The sequence below is a fragment of the Chryseolinea soli genome (assembly GCF_003589925.1).
GTDB classification, from domain to species: Bacteria; Bacteroidota; Bacteroidia; order Cytophagales; family Cyclobacteriaceae; genus Chryseolinea; species Chryseolinea soli.
Window position 1 is genome coordinate 2,552,359 of record NZ_CP032382.1, and the last position, 17,898, is coordinate 2,570,256.

Sequence of the window (17,898 nt, forward strand, 5' to 3'; positions counted from 1 at the left end):
GAACGGCCCAGGGAAAAACACTCCTTGGGCCGTTCGCTTATGTAAAAAATGGCATTAAATCGAGAATATGGAGCCCGCCCCCCTTTCTGGGAGCCTGAATTTCTCACTTTATTCCTATAATTGTAGGCCAATCTCAGGATTGGTTTTTTTTGGTTAAAATCCGGCTGTTCAGTGCGTTCCAAAGCAATTACCAGGCTCTTGTTTACCGTGGGTGTCATCACCTGGCTGGCCTTGGTGTTTACGGACATTTCCATCCTGTTCAGCACCACCAGTGGCATTAAGCCGGAAGTGCCCGTTTGGTTGCCGGGGATCATCCTGAACCTGTTTATTCTTTCGCTTTTCTACTACTACAAGCTCAAGATCGAGCGCGACGAGGTTTTGAACTTCGTGGACCTGCTCTGGCGCGTGTTTGCCACGGGGTTGATCTCCACGGTGATCTCACTGGGGTTGCGCGTGGTCGATCACTTGTTGGGCAGTCCGGCCATCACCTCGCGGTCGGCTTTCAATATTGTTTTTAACGACCTGATCTACCTGATCAACCTCGGTCTCATGATCGGCTTCCTCATGATGGGCTACAGCGCCTGGAAGCGACTCATCCTCTACCAAAAATCGAAATGGCTGTTACGGCTGTGGGCATTTTTCGAGGTGGGCCTGTTGATCTCGCTGCTGTATAACACCTTCCGCTTTCCCCAGGTGCGTTGGCTCCACGTCACGTTGCTGACCATCTTCGTGGTGGTGGGCCTGATCTTGTCGGGGAACATGAAGTGGGTGGCGTTTTTGAACTTCCGCCAGAAGTGGACCAGCCTCCTGTTGTTGCTGCTCACGATCTTCTACTTGTTCTACAGCTTTTTTACAAACCAGTCGTTGTCGGACAGCATCGTCAAGGTTTCGGAAAACTTTACCGACTACCACAGTCACATTTTCATTTTTTCGCTCATGGTCTTTGTGACCGTGTACAGCATTTTTTCATTCCTCGTTATTTTATTCAACCTTCCGACAACCTCCGTCTTCGAACAGAAACTGGAGGAGGTGGTGAACTTTCAGCGCATCAGTCAATCCATTCAAACCGAGCAAAGCGAAGAAAGCGTCTACAATATTTTACTGGAGACTTCCGTTAGTTCCGTGTTTGCCGACGCGGCGTGGCTGGAGATCAACAGCAATGCCCACGAACATAAACTCTTCACCTATAAGATCACCGATAAGGAGTCGCACGACATCATCAATCACCTGAACGCGCACAACATCAAAGGGGTGTTCGATCAGGGAAGCGAGAAGACCAAAAATTTATCGAAACACCTGGCCACGCTGAAAGGTTCGCGTTTCCGTTCCATCCTGGCATTTCCCATCTATGTAAAGGGAGATAACATTGGAACCTTAGCGCTGTTAAAAGAGTTACCAGATGGATTCAATAAGGAAATGACCAAGATCGTTTCCACTTTCTCCAACCAGGCGGGAATTTCCATCGAGAACTTCCGGTTGATGGAGGAAGCCCTGCAGAACGAACGTTACAAGGAAGAGCTGAAGATTGCCAAAATGGTGCAAAAGAGCTTGCTTCCTACCCTGTTGGAGCAGGATCACGATTTCGATGTCGCTGCATTTTCAGAATCTGCCGATGAAGTGGGTGGTGACTATTATGACACGTTGCGCATAAACGATCACCTGGTTTCCATCATCATCGCCGACGTGTCGGGCAAGGGCACGACGGCGGCGTTTCACATGTCGCAAATGAAAGGGATCTTTCATAGCCTGGCCCAGCGCGACATCGAACCCGACGATTTTATGGTACAAGCCAACCAGGCGCTGGTCTACTGCCTGGAGCGTGGCTCGTTTATTTCGGCCACGTATTTTATTATCAACACCCAAACCAAGAAGGTACGCTATGCCCGTGCAGGACACTGCCCGGTGTTGTATTATCATGCCGACCGCGAACTGACCGAATACTTCAAAGACAAGGGGGTGGCCCTGGGCATGGTGCGCAACAAGAGCTATAGCAACTTTATCCAGGCCAACGAATTTGCGTATAAGCCGGGCGATATGATGATCCTCTACACCGACGGTGTAACGGAGGCCAAAGACGCCAAAGGCGAGGAGTTTGGCTACGAGCGTCTGGCGGCTATGGTATGCGATTTACGCGACCTGACGCCCGCCCAGGCCCAGGACCATATGATCCACAAATTGTATGAATTCTCGGGTACGGAAAATATCGACGACGACTATACGACTATGATTGTAAAATTTAAATCCTGAAAAAGTTCCTTTTTCACTTGAAAAAGAGGCCATTAAGGAAGTCAACATAAAATTTAAAACCACGTTAAAAACTTATGATCCACATTAAAAGACTACAGGAAGACGGCGCCGACGTGATCGCGCTCGTGGGCGAAATAGACGCCAGCTCTTCCATTGAGCTTGACCTGGCAATAGCCAAAAGTGTGGGGGAAGGATTCTCCAAAATACTGATCGACTGCAGTGCTTTGGAGTATATCTCTTCGGCGGGCCTCGGCGTATTCATGTCCTACATCGAAGAGTTCAAGGACCGCAACATTAAAATGGTTTTATTCGGAATGAGCGATAAAGTAGCCAATACGTTCAGTATCCTGGGACTTAACGAGCTTCTGCACATCGGGAAAGATAAAGTTCAAGCTAAGCAAATCGTCAATGAACTATAAGTTTAAAGTTGGGTGCAGTATAGAGAACCTGAAGGGGGTCAGAGATTTCATCAGGGGATCGTTGAAGAACCATAACATCTCCGAATTGGAGATCAGCGAGATCGTGCTCGCCCTGGACGAGATGTGTTCCAACCTCATGATCCACGCGCACCAATGCAACCCCGATGACCTCTTCGAGTTAGTGATCAATGTAGAACAAAACCACCCCCTCGTTTTCGAACTCATCGACGACGGAACGGTTTTCGATATCAACGAATTCAACACCCCCGCCCTGGATAACATCGTGCACGAAAAACGGAAGGGAGGCTTAGGCATCCGCCTGGTGAAATCCATCATGGACAAGATAGAATATCAAAAAACCGGTGGCCGGAATATCTGTCGCCTGGTCAAGACCGTTCACTTTATTTAATCACCTGAACATCCGCCCAAGCCCATGTTGAAAAGCGCAGTAACGATGCTACTCTGCAGTGCACTTCTTTCGGTAAGTGTCGCCCAAACCCCCGCCAAACCCATCACCGTTTTTTCAGTAGGGGGGAAGCCCGTTAACTCCGATGAGTTTCTCTATCTCTACAAAAAGAACCACCCCAACAAAGCCACCGATTACACAACCGAAAAGATCGACGAATACCTCGCGCTCTTCATCAATTTCAAAGTAAAAGTCGACGAAGCCAAGCGCCGCGGCATGGACACCACCGCCGCGTTCCTGAAAGAATACAATTCCTATAAAGACGAGCTACGGAAGCCCTACCTGCCCGACGCCAAATTGATCGACAGCCTCGTTCGCCTCACCTACGAGCGCACGAAAGAAGAGATCAGGGCCTCGCACATTCTCATCAGCGTGTCACCCGATCCTTCACCCGAAGACACGCTCAAAGCCTACAAGAAGATCACCGACGTGCGCAACCGGATCTTGTCGGGCATCGATTTCGCGGAGGCGGCCGCTACGTTTTCAGAGGATCCTTCGGCCCAGGCCAATCGCGGCGACCTGGGCTATTTCACGGCCCTGCAAATGGTGTATCCCTTCGAAACAGCAGCCTATCAGTTGAAAGTGGGCGAAATAAGCCAGCCCGTAAGGACACGGTTTGGCTACCACCTGGTGAAGGTGACCGACCGGCGTCCATCGCCCGGCACGGTAGAAGTGTCGCACATTATGCTGCGCACCGGCGACGGAAAAGACAACGAGAAAGTGAAGAACACCATCTTCGGCCTCTATGACCAATTGCAGGCCGGCGTGAAGTGGGAGGAGCTTTGCAAACAATATTCGGAAGACCCCAGTTCGAAAGACAACGGCGGCAGGCTTCGGCCGTTTGGTCCGCGCGAAATGTCGGGTGTGCCGGAGTTTGAGAAGGTGGCCTTCAGCCTGAGAAAGCCTGGCGAATTGTCGGATCCCTTTCAAAGTCAATACGGCTGGCACATTATCCGCCTGGAGAAAAAGATCCCGGTGCCCACCCTCGAGGAGGCAACGCCTGCCCTGAAAGCCAAGGTAGCCCGCGACGAGCGGAGCGAAGTGTCGAAACAAGCCCTGCAAGCAAAATTGAAGCAGCAATACCAATTCAAGGAAAACACGGCGGCCAAGGCTGCGGTTATGGGCCTGGCCGATTCATCGCTGATGAAAGGCACCTGGAAGGCGCCCGCGTTGAAAACGGAAAAGGAGACCCTGTTCACCCTCATGGGCAAGCCCCACAACATAAAGGACTTCCTGGTGTATGCTCAGAAGAATCAACGCGCCAACATCCAGGCGCCCCGTAAATATTTCGAGGATCTTTACAACCATTATGTCGAGGCCAGCATCATGCCGTTGGTGGAAGAAAAGATCAAGGCCCGGAACCCCGACTACAGTTTCCTTTTGAGGGAGTATTACGAAGGCATCTTGTTATTCGAGATCATGGAAAAGGAAGTGTGGAACAAGGCCTCGCAGGATTCGGTTGGCCAAAAGGCCTATTTTGAGGCCCACAAGGCCGATTATACAGCCGGCGACCGGGTGAAAGCGGCGTTTTATTCCGGCAGCGTGGGCGATTTTATGACCCCGCTCCGCGAATTGATCCTGAAGGGTGACGAGGCGAAAGTCCAGGAAACGGTGATCCTGCGGAAGCTAAAAACGGAGGCCGGCTATTATAAAAAAGAAGACAAAGCCGTCCTTCAAAAGATGCCCTGGACCAAAGGCGTGTATCCCGCGGAAAACAATGGAATATATTACCTTGCGTGGCTAAAGGAGATACTGCCCCCCGGCTTTATGGCGTTTGAAGAAGCGAGGCCCCAGGTGATCTCGGATTACCAGACCTTTTTGGAGAAAAAATGGCTGGAACAGCTCAAAAAGAAGCATACCGTAAAGGTGAATGAGAAAGGCAAAAAATTCATATCGGAACAACTTCAGGCAAAATAATCCACCTGTGGGCGGAGGCATGAACGGTCTTGGAACCGTTTTTGTATTTTTGTGCCTGCTTTTGTCCGGATGTGACCTCATTAAAATGAAGGGGACCCACGCCGAAGGCGATGCAGGACGGACGCCCGTGGCGCGGGCCAACGATTTTTATTTATACAAGGACGAGCTGGCCGGCATCACCGCCCCCGGCACTCCCCCCGCAGACAGCGCCAAACTGGTGGAGGCCTATATCAACACCTGGATACGCAAACAACTGCTCATCCAGGAAGCCTCTACAAAAATTGATATCAATGAAGCCCAGGTTGAACGAAAGATCCTGGACTATAAGTATAGCATCATTGCATACGAATACCAGACCTACTACGTGAAGCAACACCTGGATACCATCGTTGCACCGGGTGAGATCGCCACGTACTACAAGGACAACATTGATAATTTTATTTTGAAGCAAAACATTGTGCAGGGTGTATTCATTAAAGTACCAAAGAATGCGCCACGCACCGGCAAGATCAAGGAGTTGATCTATTCCGAAAAGGACAAGGACAAACGGGAGTTGAAGTCGTATTGCCTCAGCTTCTCGTCGGCGTATCACATATCCGACTCCACATGGGTGGTGTTTGACGACCTGGTGAAGAACTCTCCGCTGGCGGAGATCCCCAACAAGATCCAGTTCCTGAAATCGAACCCCTACTATGAAACGTCGGACGAAACGTTTTTATATTTCCTGAAAGTGGGCCAGTACCGGATCTCCGACAACGTGTCGCCGCTGGAATTTGTGAAGGACGATATTCAAAACATCATCCTCAACAAACGCAAAGTGGAACTGGCCAAACAACTGGAAGACGAAGTGTTTAAGGAAGGACAAGATCACAATGAGTTTGAGATTTTTAATTGATATGAAGAGCGTACGGATTATAAAATTTGCAGGGCTGGTAGTGATGGCGTGTTTGGCCATGAGCGCCTATGCGCAGGAGCCTGCCACCAGCGAGCCCCCGACCGGAGGCGAAAGCCCCACGGGCGGAGAGAGCACCGGTGAAAGCAACAGCTTTGTAGTGGACAAGATCATTGCCAAAGTAGATAACTACATCGTGACCAAATCGGAACTGGAGCAAGCCTACCAGGACTACGTGACCAACGGTGGTTCGCCTTCGGCACAAGCGAAGTGTTCGTACCTGGCCATGCTGGTGCGCAACAAGCTCATGCTGGCCAAAGCCGAGATCGACTCGGTGGTGGTGCTGGATGGCGAAGTGGATCTGAACACGCAGAACCGCATGGACATGATCGTGTCGCAATCGGGCCGGTCGGTAAATGACCTCGAAGAATTGTACGGCAAAACCCTGGAACAAGTGAAGCTGGAGTTGCGCGAGCAGGTGCGTGAGCAAATGATCGTTTCCAAAATGGAAGAAGAAATGACCAAGGGCGTGGCCGTTACCCCATCGGAAGTGAAGCGGTTTTTTTCTAAGATCCCGAAAGACAGTTTGCCCTACATCTCCGCATCGGTGGAGGTGGCACAGATCGTGCGCATTGCCAAGGTCAGCGAAGCACAAAAAAGTATTACCCGGGGCGAGCTCATGGACCTCCGCAAGCGGATATTGGCCGGCGAAGATTTTGCCGAACTGGCCCGCAAGAATTCCGACGACCCCAGCGTGATCCAGAACGGTGGCGAAATGGGCTGGTCGGGTCGCGGGCGCATGGTTCCGGAGTATGAGGCCATGGCCTTCAAGTTAAAACCCAACGAGATCTCGATGCCCTTCAGCTCCCCTTTCGGTATGCACATCATGCAACTGATCGAGCGCCGTGGAAGCGAATATAACTCGCGCCACATCCTCATCTCGCCAAAGCCTTCGAAAAAAGATCTTCAAGATGCCACCCGCTACCTCGATAGCATCCGGACACTGGTCGTAAACGACAGCATCAAGTTCCAAAAAGCAGCAAAGGAATTTTCAGACGACGTGCCCACCAAAGGCAACGGAGGTTTCTTTAGCGACCGCGACGGCGGCACACGCCTCACCGTGGATGAACTGGACCCCATCATTTTCTTCAAGCTCGATTCCATGACCGTAGGTGAGATCTCGCAACCCATTGCCTACCGGACCGACGACGGCAAAGACGCCGTACGCATTTTGTTCTACAAAGGCCGGGTAGCCCCCCACGAGGCCTCGTTGGAGCAAGACTGGACAAAAATTCAAGCGGCCACGTTGGCTGAGAAAAAAGATAAGATTTTACAAAAGTGGTTTCAAAAAGCACGGACCGATGTGTTTATCAACATCGACCCGACCTACGATAATTGTGGACTATTAGACGAGCGACGATGATACAATTTTCTTCTGACGTAGAAGCGGCCGACGCCCTGGCCGCAGCCTATAAAAAACTCAAAGCAGAAATTTCCACCGTCGTCATTGGCCAGGATGAGGTCGTGCGGCAAGTGCTGACCGGCATTTTTTGTCAGGGGCATTCGTTGCTTGTCGGTGTGCCCGGGTTGGCGAAAACCTTGCTGGTGCAGACCATCGCGTTGGCGCTCGACCTGGAATTCAAGCGCATCCAATTCACGCCCGACCTCATGCCCTCCGACATCATTGGCGCGGAGACCATGGACCGCGAGCGCAATTTTAAATTTGTGAGAGGCCCTGTGTTTGCCAACATCGTGCTGGCCGACGAGATCAACCGCACGCCACCCAAAACACAAGCCGCCCTGCTGGAGTCGATGCAGGAGTATTCCGTGACCATTGCCGGCACGCGCTACGACTTGCCCCGCCCGTTCTTTGTGTTGGCCACGCAAAACCCCATCGAACAGGAAGGAACGTATCCGCTACCCGAAGCGCAGCTGGACCGTTTCATGTTCAATATCAAGCTCACCTATCCCTCGTTCAAAGACGAAGTGGAGGTAGTGAAAGCCACCACCTCAGACGAACCGAAGAAGATCAGCAAAGTGCTTTCTGGCGAAGAGATCGCCTATTTCCAGCACCTCATCCGTCGCGTGCCCGTGGCTGATAATGTGATTGAATATGCCGTGGGCCTGGCCAACAAAACCCGCGCGGGTGTGACCGGCGGCTCGGCCATCGCCAACGACTACCTGGAGTGGGGCGCCGGACCCCGTGCTTCTCAATACCTGGTGTTGGGCTCGAAATGCAACGCCATCCTTAACGGCAAATACTCACCCGACATCGAAGACGTCCGGGCCATCGCCAAACCCGTGCTGCGCCATCGCATCGTCCGCAATTTCAAGGCGGAGGCGGAAGGCATCAGCGTGGACGACCTCATCGAAAGATTGATGAACGCTTAAACTCGGGAAGTTCAATCGCGGTAATTCAGCGCCGGCTGACGATCGCCGATCAAGGCTTCGTATTTAAAATTTTCGCCCCTTCTTTTTCTTAGCTCTTTCCAGGATTCTTCAATCACCTGAGGAGAATCAAATAAGTCCATGGCCGTAAAGGCAAGGGCCTTCGCGGCTACCATCATGCCTTTGAAACCAATGCTGGTGCCGCCGGCAGCAACGGCCTGCCAACTGTGGGCGGCCGTGCCCGGAACCCAGGTGGCCGTGGATAGACCAACCGTTGGAACCACCCAACTCACATCGCCCACGTCGGTGGAGGCGGGGCCTTCCACAATTTTAAAGGGTTCAATTTCGTTGGAACTCTCCAGTTTCGGGATCGTGCCGGTGAACGTTTGCTGGATCTTGGTGCCGAATTCTTTTTCTTCTGGCGTATAGGTGTAGCCGCCGGTGGCATGCAGGTTTTTGTCCATGATGTGCGCCAGCGTCTCGTTGGGCAGCATGTTGTATACCCCACCCGTTACTTCCACTTCCATGCGCGTTTCGGTGCCGAGCGCAGCGCCCTGTGCGGCTTTCACAATACGCTCCCAGATCGCTTTTACGTCGTCGCGTTTGGGATGGCGTACGTAATAATATACTTCGGCATACGCGGGTACGACATTGGGCGCTTCGCCACCGCGGGTGATCACGTAGTGAATGCGGGTTTCCTGGGGCACGTGTTCGCGCATCATGTTCACCATAACGTCCATGGCTTCCACGGCGTCCAGCGACGAGCGGCCGCGCTCGGGAGAGGCTGCGGCGTGCGAGGCGGTGCCATAGAATCTGAACTTGCCGTTTTTGTTGGCCAACGAGCCGCCGGTAGCTGCCGTATTGCCATCGCCGGGGTGCCAATGGAGCACGACGTCAACATCGTTGAAGAGGCCTTCTCTGACCATGTATACTTTGCCGGAGCCGCCTTCCTCGGCGGGCGTGCCATAGAATCGCAGGGTGCCTGGTTTTTTGTTGGCGATCAGCCAGTTCTTTACTTCAATGGCGGCCGCCGCCGAAGCCGTGCCAAACAAATGATGGCCGCAGGCATGACCGGAGGTTTTTCCGTCGATGGTTTTTTTCTCGGGAACAGCGTCTTGCGAAATGCCGGGCAAGGCATCGTATTCTCCCAGGATGGCGATCACCGGCTTGCCGGAACCGTAAGAAGCGACGAAGGCCGTGGGGATGCCCGCGATGCCGGTTTCCACTTTGAAGCCTGCTTGTTTAAGGGTTTCCTGGAGCAGCGCCGAACTTTTAACTTCTTTGTAGCCCACCTCGGCAAAGTCCCAGATCTGTTTGGCCACGCCGGAGTAGGTTTGATATTTAGAATCGATGACTTTGGCGACTTCCATTTTGGTTTTCTGCGCCACGGCGACGAGCGACGCGCATAGCCATGCGGTGGTGAGGATTTTCTTCATAGGTCGGTTAATGGTTTAGGGAAAATAAGGAAAGCCCTTCGCAAAATCCAACCTTTTCCAACAACGGCGAACAAATTGCACAGCAACGGATTGTGACGACGACAACGCCACGCCCTGGTCACCACGGACGGCGCGGGCGCTGATCGAATGGTTTGGGATGGACGCTTATTCGAATCCTTTGGCCTTCATCTTCCGGAACTCGCGCACGCGGCGTGTCATGGCTATGCCAAAGCCACCCATCAGCACCAGGGTGCCGAGCCAGAGCAGGTTGATGTAGGGCTTCTCCAGGGCCTTGATCACCACCCAATCTTTTTGGCGCGTGTTGATGCCCAGCGCAAATTCGTTGGTTTCGGGGTGAATGTTCAACAAGGTGATGCGGAGACCCAGCTCGGCCACCTCGTCGGGGATACGGCCTGCCATTTTATCTTTGATGAGGAAAATGGGTTCGGCATAGTAGTCACCTTTTTCGCCTTGAATGTGGATCTTGGCTTTCACGGCCACGTCTTCCGGATTGAGGCGCACACCGTTCACCTCAAAAACGCGATCGATCGATTCCAGCACGCAGACATAGTCGTTGGCATAGAATTGTTGGTTGATCTTCACGTTCATTTCCTCCAGCTTGCTCCACTCGTCTCCCTCCGATGGTTTCATCACGGACGATACGTGTGTGTAGAGATCGGCCGAGACCGTTCTGTAAATATCAGGCGACACCAAAAGGCCTCCCATTTCCGGGTTTATCTGTGCACGCGGATACAGCGTATAGGCACGACCGTTTTTCCGGAGTTGAATTTCATAGAACGTGTTTTCTCCGTGAATGTCGATCGTGTCGTTCGCTTTGAAAGTTGTTCCGTTGACCGTGAAATCGCGTTTGGCCACCACCAGATCTCTGTCGCCGGTGGGCTGCACGTCGCTTTTGCGTATATAGCCACCGTGGTGTCTTGGTTCCAGGCGTTCGCCCAGGAATTCGATGTCGTAGCCCCACATGGTGCGGGGTTCGTTTATGAAGAGGAGGAGATTGTCGCGGTTGAAATCTTCGCTGAACTCATTCGAGATGCGCATGCCCGTGTTGTTCAGCGAAACGATCTTTGAATAGCCGGCAGAGAACATAATGCCCAACAACATCATCCCAACGCCGATGTGGGCCACTGCACCACCCGAAAGCCCGGGGCTGGTCTTCAACAAGGAAATGAGAATTTTTATATTCGACACGACGGTGAAAACGCCGGCCAGGGTGAGGATCACATATGTGTAGGTGTAGACTTGCCCGATCGTCACGATCAGCGCAAAAACAATGAGCGTGAGCAGCACGGGAAGGGTCAGCTCTTTTTTGAGTTGATCCTTGTCGATCTTCTTCCACCAGAAAAATTGTCCAACACCGGAAAGCAACCCGACCACTACAGCAAACCACAGTTGGAACCGCGAGTAGAACGTGATTTGATCGCCGGGGATGGCAAGATTTGAAGTGATGCCAATGCCGTGGAGGATCTTGTTCCAAACGGGAATGGACGTGGGCAACAACACCTGGAAGCCCATGAGGCACAAGGTTACGGCGCCGATGAAGATCCAGAACTCACGTGAATACGTTGAAGCTTCTTTTTCGGAAGAAGGAATTTCACGCCAACGGAATATGGCCAACGCTACGGCGGCAATCAGAAAGAAGAAAAGGTAGATGAGCAACTGACCCGAAAGTCCCAGGTCGGTAAAAGAATGTACAGAAGCATCGCCGAGCACGCCGCTGCGGGTGAGGAACGTGGCGTAAAGGACGAGTATGAAGGTAGTGATCACCAGGATGATGGACGCCTTCAAGGCGGTCTCGCTGTTTTTGTAAGTGATCATGGTGTGTATTGATGCGACCAGGACCAACCAGGGGACGTATATCGCATTCTCCACGGGATCCCAATTCCAATAGCCACCAAAGTTCAAGGTTTCATAGGCCCAATAACCACCCATGAGAATCCCCAACCCCAACACGGCGCCACTGAACAACGCCCACGGCAGCGCGGGACGGATCCAGTCCTGGTATTTTTTCATCCAAAGCCCCGCGATGCAAAAAGAGAACGGCACCAGCGTGGTGGCGAAGCCCAGGAAAAGCGTGGGCGGGTGAATGACCATCCAATAATTTTGCAGCAGCGGATTGAGACCGTTGCCGTCCTTTGGCACAAACTCAGGTTGGGCCATGAATATGGGGGCCTCGTGCATCGCGTCGCGCAGCAAAATGAAAGGTGAGCTTCCGATCTTGGATCCAAGCCCCGGAATGACCACACCGAGGATCATCGAGGCCAGGAACGCCTGCACCAGGGCAAACACCGTCATGACGGGCGCTTCCCAGAATTTATTGGTGTGGACCAGGACGAGCCCCAGCATTGCTTGCCAGAACAACCACAGCATGAAGCTTCCTTCCTGCCCATTCCAAAAGGTGGAGATGAGGTAATAGACGGGCAGCTTGCGATCGGAGTAGTTATAGGCGTAGTGATATTCGAAGTAGTGATTGGCGATGATGACAAACAGCGTAATGCAGATGCCCACCACGGCCGCGGCATGCGCATAGAAACCGGTTCGCCCATTGTGCAGCCAGAAGGTCTTTTTCTCCAGGTCGTTGACGGTGGTGGCCTTGAAATAGGCAAAGGCCGTGACAAGCGAGGTGATGAAAGAGGTGATAACAAAAAGGTGACCCAGGTCACCGATCAGGTAATGCATGCTGGCTGATTTAGTGGACGATCCGCAGGGCGCGAAATGAAAGGTGTGGGTGTGATACTATAGAAGCCGGCGCTGGCTGACGGCATTTGGAGCAGATCAAACATTGATCTTTTGCTCCTGGTATTTGGAAGGACATTTGAGGAGGATCTTGCTGGCGTTGAAATCCGCGCCATGATAGCTTCCGATGACCACCACTTTTTCGGAACGCAGAAAATCGGCGGGCATGGGTTGGTTATAGTTCACGCGCTGTTCCTTACCGGTGTCGTCGACCATCACAAAGGAAAAGGACACCCGGTCGGCTCCTTCGGTGATGCCGATCACGTGGCCTTCGTCATCTTTCTTGAGTTCGCCCACCACGTGGATCTCCTTTTTGTTGCCGGACGTGGACAGGCTGAGCGCCTCGTCAAAACCGACATAGGTGCTGGCGTCGTTGGAGGTGGAAACGATGATGCCGATTGCGACGGCAATGACCACCAGGATAAGAATGTGTGATTTTTTCATAAAGCGCTTCCCTTCAAAGTCGAGGCAAAATTAGCCACAAACGACTAGAAATTCAGGTAATTTTTTACCTGAAATACGGTGGCTGCCTATTTGGTTGAGTGTTTTTTTTCGGCTAGAAGATCTTCCAGCTTTTTCACTTTGCGGTCCATCAAAAAGAGGTAGGTGATAAGGCCCGCCAGCACGATGAGGATGATGGCGACCACCACATAGATCTTGCCCTCGGAGCGGAGGCCGTCGGCCATGGGCACGTCGGATTGCGCGTTTGCGGAAAGGCTAAGGGCCATCAAAATGAGGCCCAGGAGGCTGCTAATGAGTTTTTTCATCTTCTAAGTCGTGAATTTTATCTTCAATGGCCCGCATTCTCACCCGCAGGGAGGTTACCCAGACGCCAACCAGGATCCAGCCGATCACCGCGGGATAAAAGACCATGCGCATGCGGTTGTCGAGGTCATACATATTGAAACCCGGGTTGCCGCCGCTGCCGGGGTGGAGCGAACTGGTGAGGCGGGGGATGATGAATATGAGCGGGATCATTGCCGCAAAGGCGAAAATGTTATAGACGGCGCTGAGACGGGCTTTTTGTTCTTCATTTTCCACGGAGCCGCGCAGGATGAAATAGGCCAGATAGACCAGGAGCGCAATGGCGGCACCGTTTTGTTTTGGGTCGCCGTGCCAGAAGGAGCCCCAGGCATAGTTAGCCCACAACATGCCGGTGAGCATACCCAAAATGCCAAAAACCAGGCCTACGTTGGCGAATTCTACGGCTTTGCGATCCGTTGCCACCGCGGGATTGAGCAAGTACAGAACAGAATAGACCACGGAAACGAGAAAAAGGGCCACCATCCCAAACCACATGGGCACATGGAAATAGAGGGCCCGGATGGTCTCGTTCAGGATGTTGAGCCGTGGAACATCCATGAGCAGGCCGCCGATGTGAACGTAGAAAAGTAAAGCGACAGCAAGAATTTTTAGCCAGTTCTTCATGGAGGAGACAAACAAGGGGTGCAAACGGATTTTTCGAAAAATGAGTTGCCCGCTTCTTTTTTTAACTGCGCCAAATATACGGGAAGAGCATGTACGACAGGCCCGTGAGGATGCAATTTATTGCCAACAGGTTTAGCAATTCGTCCACGCTGACGGAGCGGTCCAGGCCGTCGAGTACGTTTTTGGTGATCTTGATGGCCATGAGGAGCAGCGCCAGGATCACGGGGAAGCTGAGCACGGCCATCAGGATGTTGCTGTTATTGGCCTTGGATGCAATGCCGGAAATGAGGCTCAGCGCTGCCGAAAATCCGAACGAAGTGAGCAAGAGCGTGAGCAGGAAAAGTCCCTGGTCCTGGATGGGGTTGCCGATGAAAAGGGAGAACAGCGCATAGCCGGCCAGCGACAAAAGCAGGCACAGCAACGTGTTGTACAGGATCTTGGAAAGAATGATGGCTTGCGGGCTGGCCACGGCATAATAATAAATGAACGAGCCTTTTTTCTCCCCGATAAAGCTCTTCGCCACGCTGTTGACCACCGAAAACAAAATGGCCAGCCAAAAGAGCGCCGACCACGTGGCTTCATTGATGGAATTCTGACGCAGACTGAAGGTGAGGTAGCAAATGAAGATGAGACTGAACAGGTAGACGCCGATACCGGAGATCACCGCTTTGCGTCGAAGCTCCAGGGTGAGTTCCTTATGGATCAGGTGCAGGATCATGCGGCGTGCCGGGCGGCTTCTTCCATGCGAAGGAGTTTGCGGACGGATTTGAAAACAAGGAATATAACCACCAGCAAAATTCCCATCGATGAGCCCGCGATCAAGGATAACGACAGCAGGGGCTTAACCGGTTTGTCAAATCTTGTAAAACCTTCCAGAAGTTGCACGCTGTTAACGAGTTCAAGATCATTTTGGTACTTGATCCTTTCGCGGGTCAGGTCAATGATCTTTGTGTTCACCACCGTGGGATCGAACATGACGCCGTTTTTTGAATTTTGGAAAAAGTCGCCGCTATAGATTTTGGCCTTCAGTCCTTCGAGGTCTTTTATTTCCTGATCGATCTTGGCAATGACGGTTTTCAAAAACTCCCGGTTCTGATTGACCCTGATCTTTACATATTCGTTGTTCTCAAAATAACTGATCAGTCCCTTTTGAAGATCCGGCAGGATGTCCTGACTAAAAACATCAACGGTGATCACGAAATACGTCCGGTCTATTTCTTTCGAGATCTCGCCTTCATTGGAATAGGGGCTCTCAATTTTAATGTATCCGAGGTTCAGGGCGGTTTGTTCGGTAACGCCGAGCTGTGAGGCCAATGCCGTTCGGTTTCCTTCCCGGATATATTGATTCAGGTTGTCGACAAGTTTTTTGCTATACGACTCCGTCATGATCTTCGAACTGACGATCATTTTGTTTTCGTAGACCTTCCGGGAAGAATAGTAGTATCCGAAACCGAGTGCAGTGCCTAAAACAAAGAATAAAAGGAGGAGCCAGAAATTACTTCTTATCGCTCTGACGGCCTGGAGCACAAGGGCTATCAGGTCAATCTCGTCTTTCCGGGCGTCTGTCATTCGGTATTTTTTTAAAATCGGGCCGAAATTTAGAAAATATTACAAATTCCCCCTAATCTGTTAATTTTGTCCCCTTAATTCAGCAGCCATTCATGCATTCAAACTCAACGGTACTGGTCACCGGAGCAGCCGGCTTCATCGGGTTCCATCTCACACAAAAGCTCACCGCCCTGGGATTCAGGGTGGCAGGCCTGGATAACCTGAACGACTATTACGATGTTAACCTCAAAAAGTCGCGTCTGGACATTCTCAAGACCCTTCCCGGCTTCACGTTCCATCAGGTCGACTTAGTGGACTATGCGTCGCTCAACAGTCTTTTTACAGAACAGCGTTTTGATTACGTCGTGAACCTTGCCGCACAGGCGGGGGTACGCTATTCGCTCACCAATCCGCACGCGTATCTGGAAAGCAACCTGCACGGGTTTCTGAACATCCTGGAAGTCTGCCGCCATCATAAGATCAAACATTTGGTCTATGCGTCGTCAAGCTCGGTGTATGGTGCAAATAAAAAGATGCCTTTTTCGGTGCACCACAATGTAGACCACCCGATATCGCTCTATGCGGCTTCGAAAAAATCGAATGAACTGATGGCGCACACCTACGCGGCGTTGTATAATCTGCCGACGACGGGGTTGCGCTTCTTCACGGTATACGGCCCCTATGGCCGACCCGACATGGCCTTGTTTCTTTTCACAAAGGCCATCATCGAGGGCAAACCCATCGACGTCTTCAACAACGGAAAGATGAAGCGCGACTTCACCTACGTAGACGACATCGTGGAAAGCATCGCGCGCCTGGTGCCAAAGCCCGCGCGCCCCAACGCGCAGTGGAACGGCATGACGCCCGATCCCGCGACAAGTTTTGCGCCTTACCACATCTTCAATATCGGCAACAATCAACCGGTGGAACTCATGCGGTTCATCGAGGTGATCGAGGAGAAGCTGGGGAAGAAGGCCATCAAGAACATGATGCCGCTCCAGGAGGGCGACGTGCCCGAAACATATGCCGATGTGGAAGATCTGATGCGCGAGGTTGATTTCAAACCGGCCACGCCGATCGAAGAGGGTATTGGAAAATTCATTGCTTGGTATACATCCTATTATAAACACTAAACAAAAACGTAGGCTCGTGGAAAAAATTAGCATAGTAGGGCTGGGGTACGTTGGTCTGCCCCTAGCCGTGGAGTTCGGAAAGATTCTGCCGGTGGTAGGATTCGATATCAACAAAGAACGCATCGAAGAGTTGAAGCGCGGCTACGACCGCACAAAGGAAGTGGATAGCGACGAATTGAAAGCCTCCACCCACCTGCAATATGCTTTCGATACGGCGGCGTTGAAGGACGTCAATTATTTTATCGTCACCGTTCCCACACCGATCGACGAATTCAAGAAGCCCGACCTTCGTCCACTGGAAGGCGCCAGCAAAACCGTGGGAAGCGTGCTGAAGAAAGGCGACATCGTGATCTATGAATCGACGGTTTACCCGGGATGCACAGAAGAAATTTGTGTGCCCATCCTGGAGCGCGTGAGCGGTCTGAAATTTAACGTGGATTTCTTTTGCGGCTATTCGCCCGAGCGGATCAACCCCGGCGACAAACTGCATCGTGTCACCACCATAAAGAAAGTCACCAGCGGCAGCACACCCGAGATTGCCGAGAAGGTGGATCAACTCTACCGGAAGATCATCACGGCCGGCACACACAAGGCCTCGTCGCTAAAAGTGGCCGAAGCTGCCAAGGTCATCGAAAATTCGCAGCGCGACCTCAACATCGCTTTTGTGAACGAGCTGGCACTCATCTTCGACCGCGTGGGCATCGACACCCACGAAGTGTTGGAAGCAGCGGGCACCAAATGGAACTTTCTTCCCTTCAAACCGGGATTGGTTGGAGGGCATTGCATTGGGGTGGATCCTTATTATCTGACCCACAAAGCAGAGAGCCTGGGCTATCATCCGGAGGTGATCTTGTCGGGAAGACGGATCAACGACAATATGAGCGTTTACGTTGCCAACACGATCATTAAACTGATGGCGAAAAATGAACAGCCCATCCACGGTGCAAACGTGCTCGTGCTGGGGATCACGTTCAAAGAAAATTGTCCCGACATCCGAAACAGTAAAGTGATCGATGTCGTAAGAGAACTGCAAAGCTTTGGCACAACGGTAGATATATTCGATCCGCAGGCGGACGCAGCAGAAGTGAAACACGAATACAATGTGCCGTTGGTATCGGGCTTAACGAAAAAGTATCATGCGGTTGTGCTGGCAGTGAATCATACCGATTTCAGTACGCTGGATTGGTCTGCCTTCACCACGGCGAAAACGGTGGTATACGACGTAAAAGGTTCTTTGGATAGAAATAAAATCACAGCACGACTCTAACAC

At 51.9% G+C, this 17,898-nt stretch carries 16 protein-coding genes; 9 read left to right on the forward strand and 7 right to left on the reverse strand.

All coding sequences use genetic code 11. The features are described 5' to 3' along the window. Positions 1-171 precede the first annotated feature (171 nt). The 7 genes from D4L85_RS11055 to D4L85_RS11085 all read left to right on the forward strand — a co-directional run bounded on the left by D4L85_RS11055 (position 172) and on the right by D4L85_RS11085 (position 8,332). Positions 172-2,247 (forward strand): GAF domain-containing SpoIIE family protein phosphatase, encoded by a 2,076-nt coding sequence (locus D4L85_RS11055; RefSeq protein WP_119754362.1) that lies wholly within the window; start codon positions 172-174, stop codon positions 2,245-2,247. 74 nt (positions 2,248-2,321) lie between these two features. Beyond that, positions 2,322-2,666 carry an STAS domain-containing protein gene (locus D4L85_RS11060; protein ID WP_073134124.1) on the forward strand — a complete coding sequence of 115 codons (345 nt, stop codon included), beginning with the start codon at positions 2,322-2,324 and terminating at the stop codon, positions 2,664-2,666. Further along, a complete protein-coding gene (locus tag D4L85_RS11065; protein ID WP_073134122.1) occupies positions 2,656-3,075 on the forward strand; it encodes an ATP-binding protein in 420 nt (139 codons plus the stop codon). The genes D4L85_RS11060 and D4L85_RS11065 overlap by 11 nt, the downstream gene beginning before the upstream one ends. A gap of 45 nt (positions 3,076-3,120) precedes the next feature. Further along, a complete protein-coding gene (locus tag D4L85_RS11070) occupies positions 3,121-5,049 on the forward strand; it encodes a peptidylprolyl isomerase (protein ID WP_160143664.1) in 1,929 nt (642 codons plus the stop codon). A gap of 85 nt (positions 5,050-5,134) precedes the next feature. Next, a complete protein-coding gene (locus D4L85_RS11075; RefSeq protein ID WP_228450854.1) occupies positions 5,135-5,944 on the forward strand; it encodes a peptidyl-prolyl cis-trans isomerase in 810 nt (269 codons plus the stop codon). Position 5,945: 1 nt separating this feature from the next. Beyond that, the gene (locus tag D4L85_RS11080) at positions 5,946-7,364 is read left to right on the forward strand and encodes a peptidylprolyl isomerase (protein ID WP_228450855.1); all 1,419 of its coding nucleotides are present in this window, start codon (positions 5,946-5,948) and stop codon (positions 7,362-7,364) included. Further along, on the forward strand, positions 7,364-8,332 hold the full coding sequence (locus tag D4L85_RS11085) for an AAA family ATPase (protein ID WP_119758747.1): 969 nt from the start codon (positions 7,364-7,366) through the stop codon (positions 8,330-8,332). The genes D4L85_RS11080 and D4L85_RS11085 overlap by 1 nt, the downstream gene beginning before the upstream one ends. Positions 8,333-8,343: 11 nt before the next feature. Here D4L85_RS11085 and D4L85_RS11090 read toward each other — a convergent pair whose 3' ends face one another. The 7 genes from D4L85_RS11090 to D4L85_RS11120 all read right to left on the reverse strand — a co-directional run bounded on the left by D4L85_RS11090 (position 8,344) and on the right by D4L85_RS11120 (position 15,516). Beyond that, on the reverse strand, positions 8,344-9,765 hold the full coding sequence (locus D4L85_RS11090) for an amidohydrolase (protein ID WP_119754365.1): 1,422 nt from the start codon (positions 9,763-9,765) through the stop codon (positions 8,344-8,346). A 165-nt stretch (positions 9,766-9,930) separates the two neighbouring features. After that, the gene (locus D4L85_RS11095) at positions 9,931-12,462 is read right to left on the reverse strand and encodes a heme lyase CcmF/NrfE family subunit (protein WP_119754366.1); all 2,532 of its coding nucleotides are present in this window, start codon (positions 12,460-12,462) and stop codon (positions 9,931-9,933) included. 96 nt (positions 12,463-12,558) lie between these two features. Next, entirely contained in the window at positions 12,559-12,963 is a 405-nt protein-coding gene (locus D4L85_RS11100) for a cytochrome c maturation protein CcmE domain-containing protein (protein WP_119754367.1), read from the reverse strand. A gap of 86 nt (positions 12,964-13,049) precedes the next feature. Continuing rightward, positions 13,050-13,286, reverse strand: a complete 237-nt coding sequence (locus D4L85_RS11105; protein ID WP_119754368.1) for a CcmD family protein — start codon at positions 13,284-13,286, stop codon at positions 13,050-13,052. Beyond that, on the reverse strand, positions 13,270-13,947 hold the full coding sequence (gene ccsA / locus D4L85_RS11110; protein WP_119754369.1) for a cytochrome c biogenesis protein CcsA: 678 nt from the start codon (positions 13,945-13,947) through the stop codon (positions 13,270-13,272). Before ccsA ends, D4L85_RS11105 begins: the two co-directional genes overlap by 17 nt. Positions 13,948-14,008: 61 nt before the next feature. Continuing rightward, a complete protein-coding gene (locus tag D4L85_RS11115; RefSeq protein ID WP_119754370.1) occupies positions 14,009-14,665 on the reverse strand; it encodes a heme exporter protein CcmB in 657 nt (218 codons plus the stop codon). Further along, positions 14,662-15,516, reverse strand: a complete 855-nt coding sequence (locus tag D4L85_RS11120; protein ID WP_119754371.1) for a hypothetical protein — start codon at positions 15,514-15,516, stop codon at positions 14,662-14,664. The genes D4L85_RS11115 and D4L85_RS11120 overlap by 4 nt, the downstream gene beginning before the upstream one ends. A 92-nt stretch (positions 15,517-15,608) precedes the next feature. Here D4L85_RS11120 and D4L85_RS11125 point away from each other — a divergent pair, with 92 nt between their 5' ends. Together D4L85_RS11125 and D4L85_RS11130 are read left to right on the forward strand one after the other, a co-directional pair. Further along, positions 15,609-16,628 (forward strand): NAD-dependent epimerase, encoded by a 1,020-nt coding sequence (locus tag D4L85_RS11125; protein WP_119754372.1) that lies wholly within the window; start codon positions 15,609-15,611, stop codon positions 16,626-16,628. 16 nt (positions 16,629-16,644) lie between these two features. Beyond that, positions 16,645-17,895 carry a nucleotide sugar dehydrogenase gene (locus D4L85_RS11130; RefSeq protein ID WP_119754373.1) on the forward strand — a complete coding sequence of 417 codons (1,251 nt, stop codon included), beginning with the start codon at positions 16,645-16,647 and terminating at the stop codon, positions 17,893-17,895. Positions 17,896-17,898: the final 3 nt, after the last annotated feature.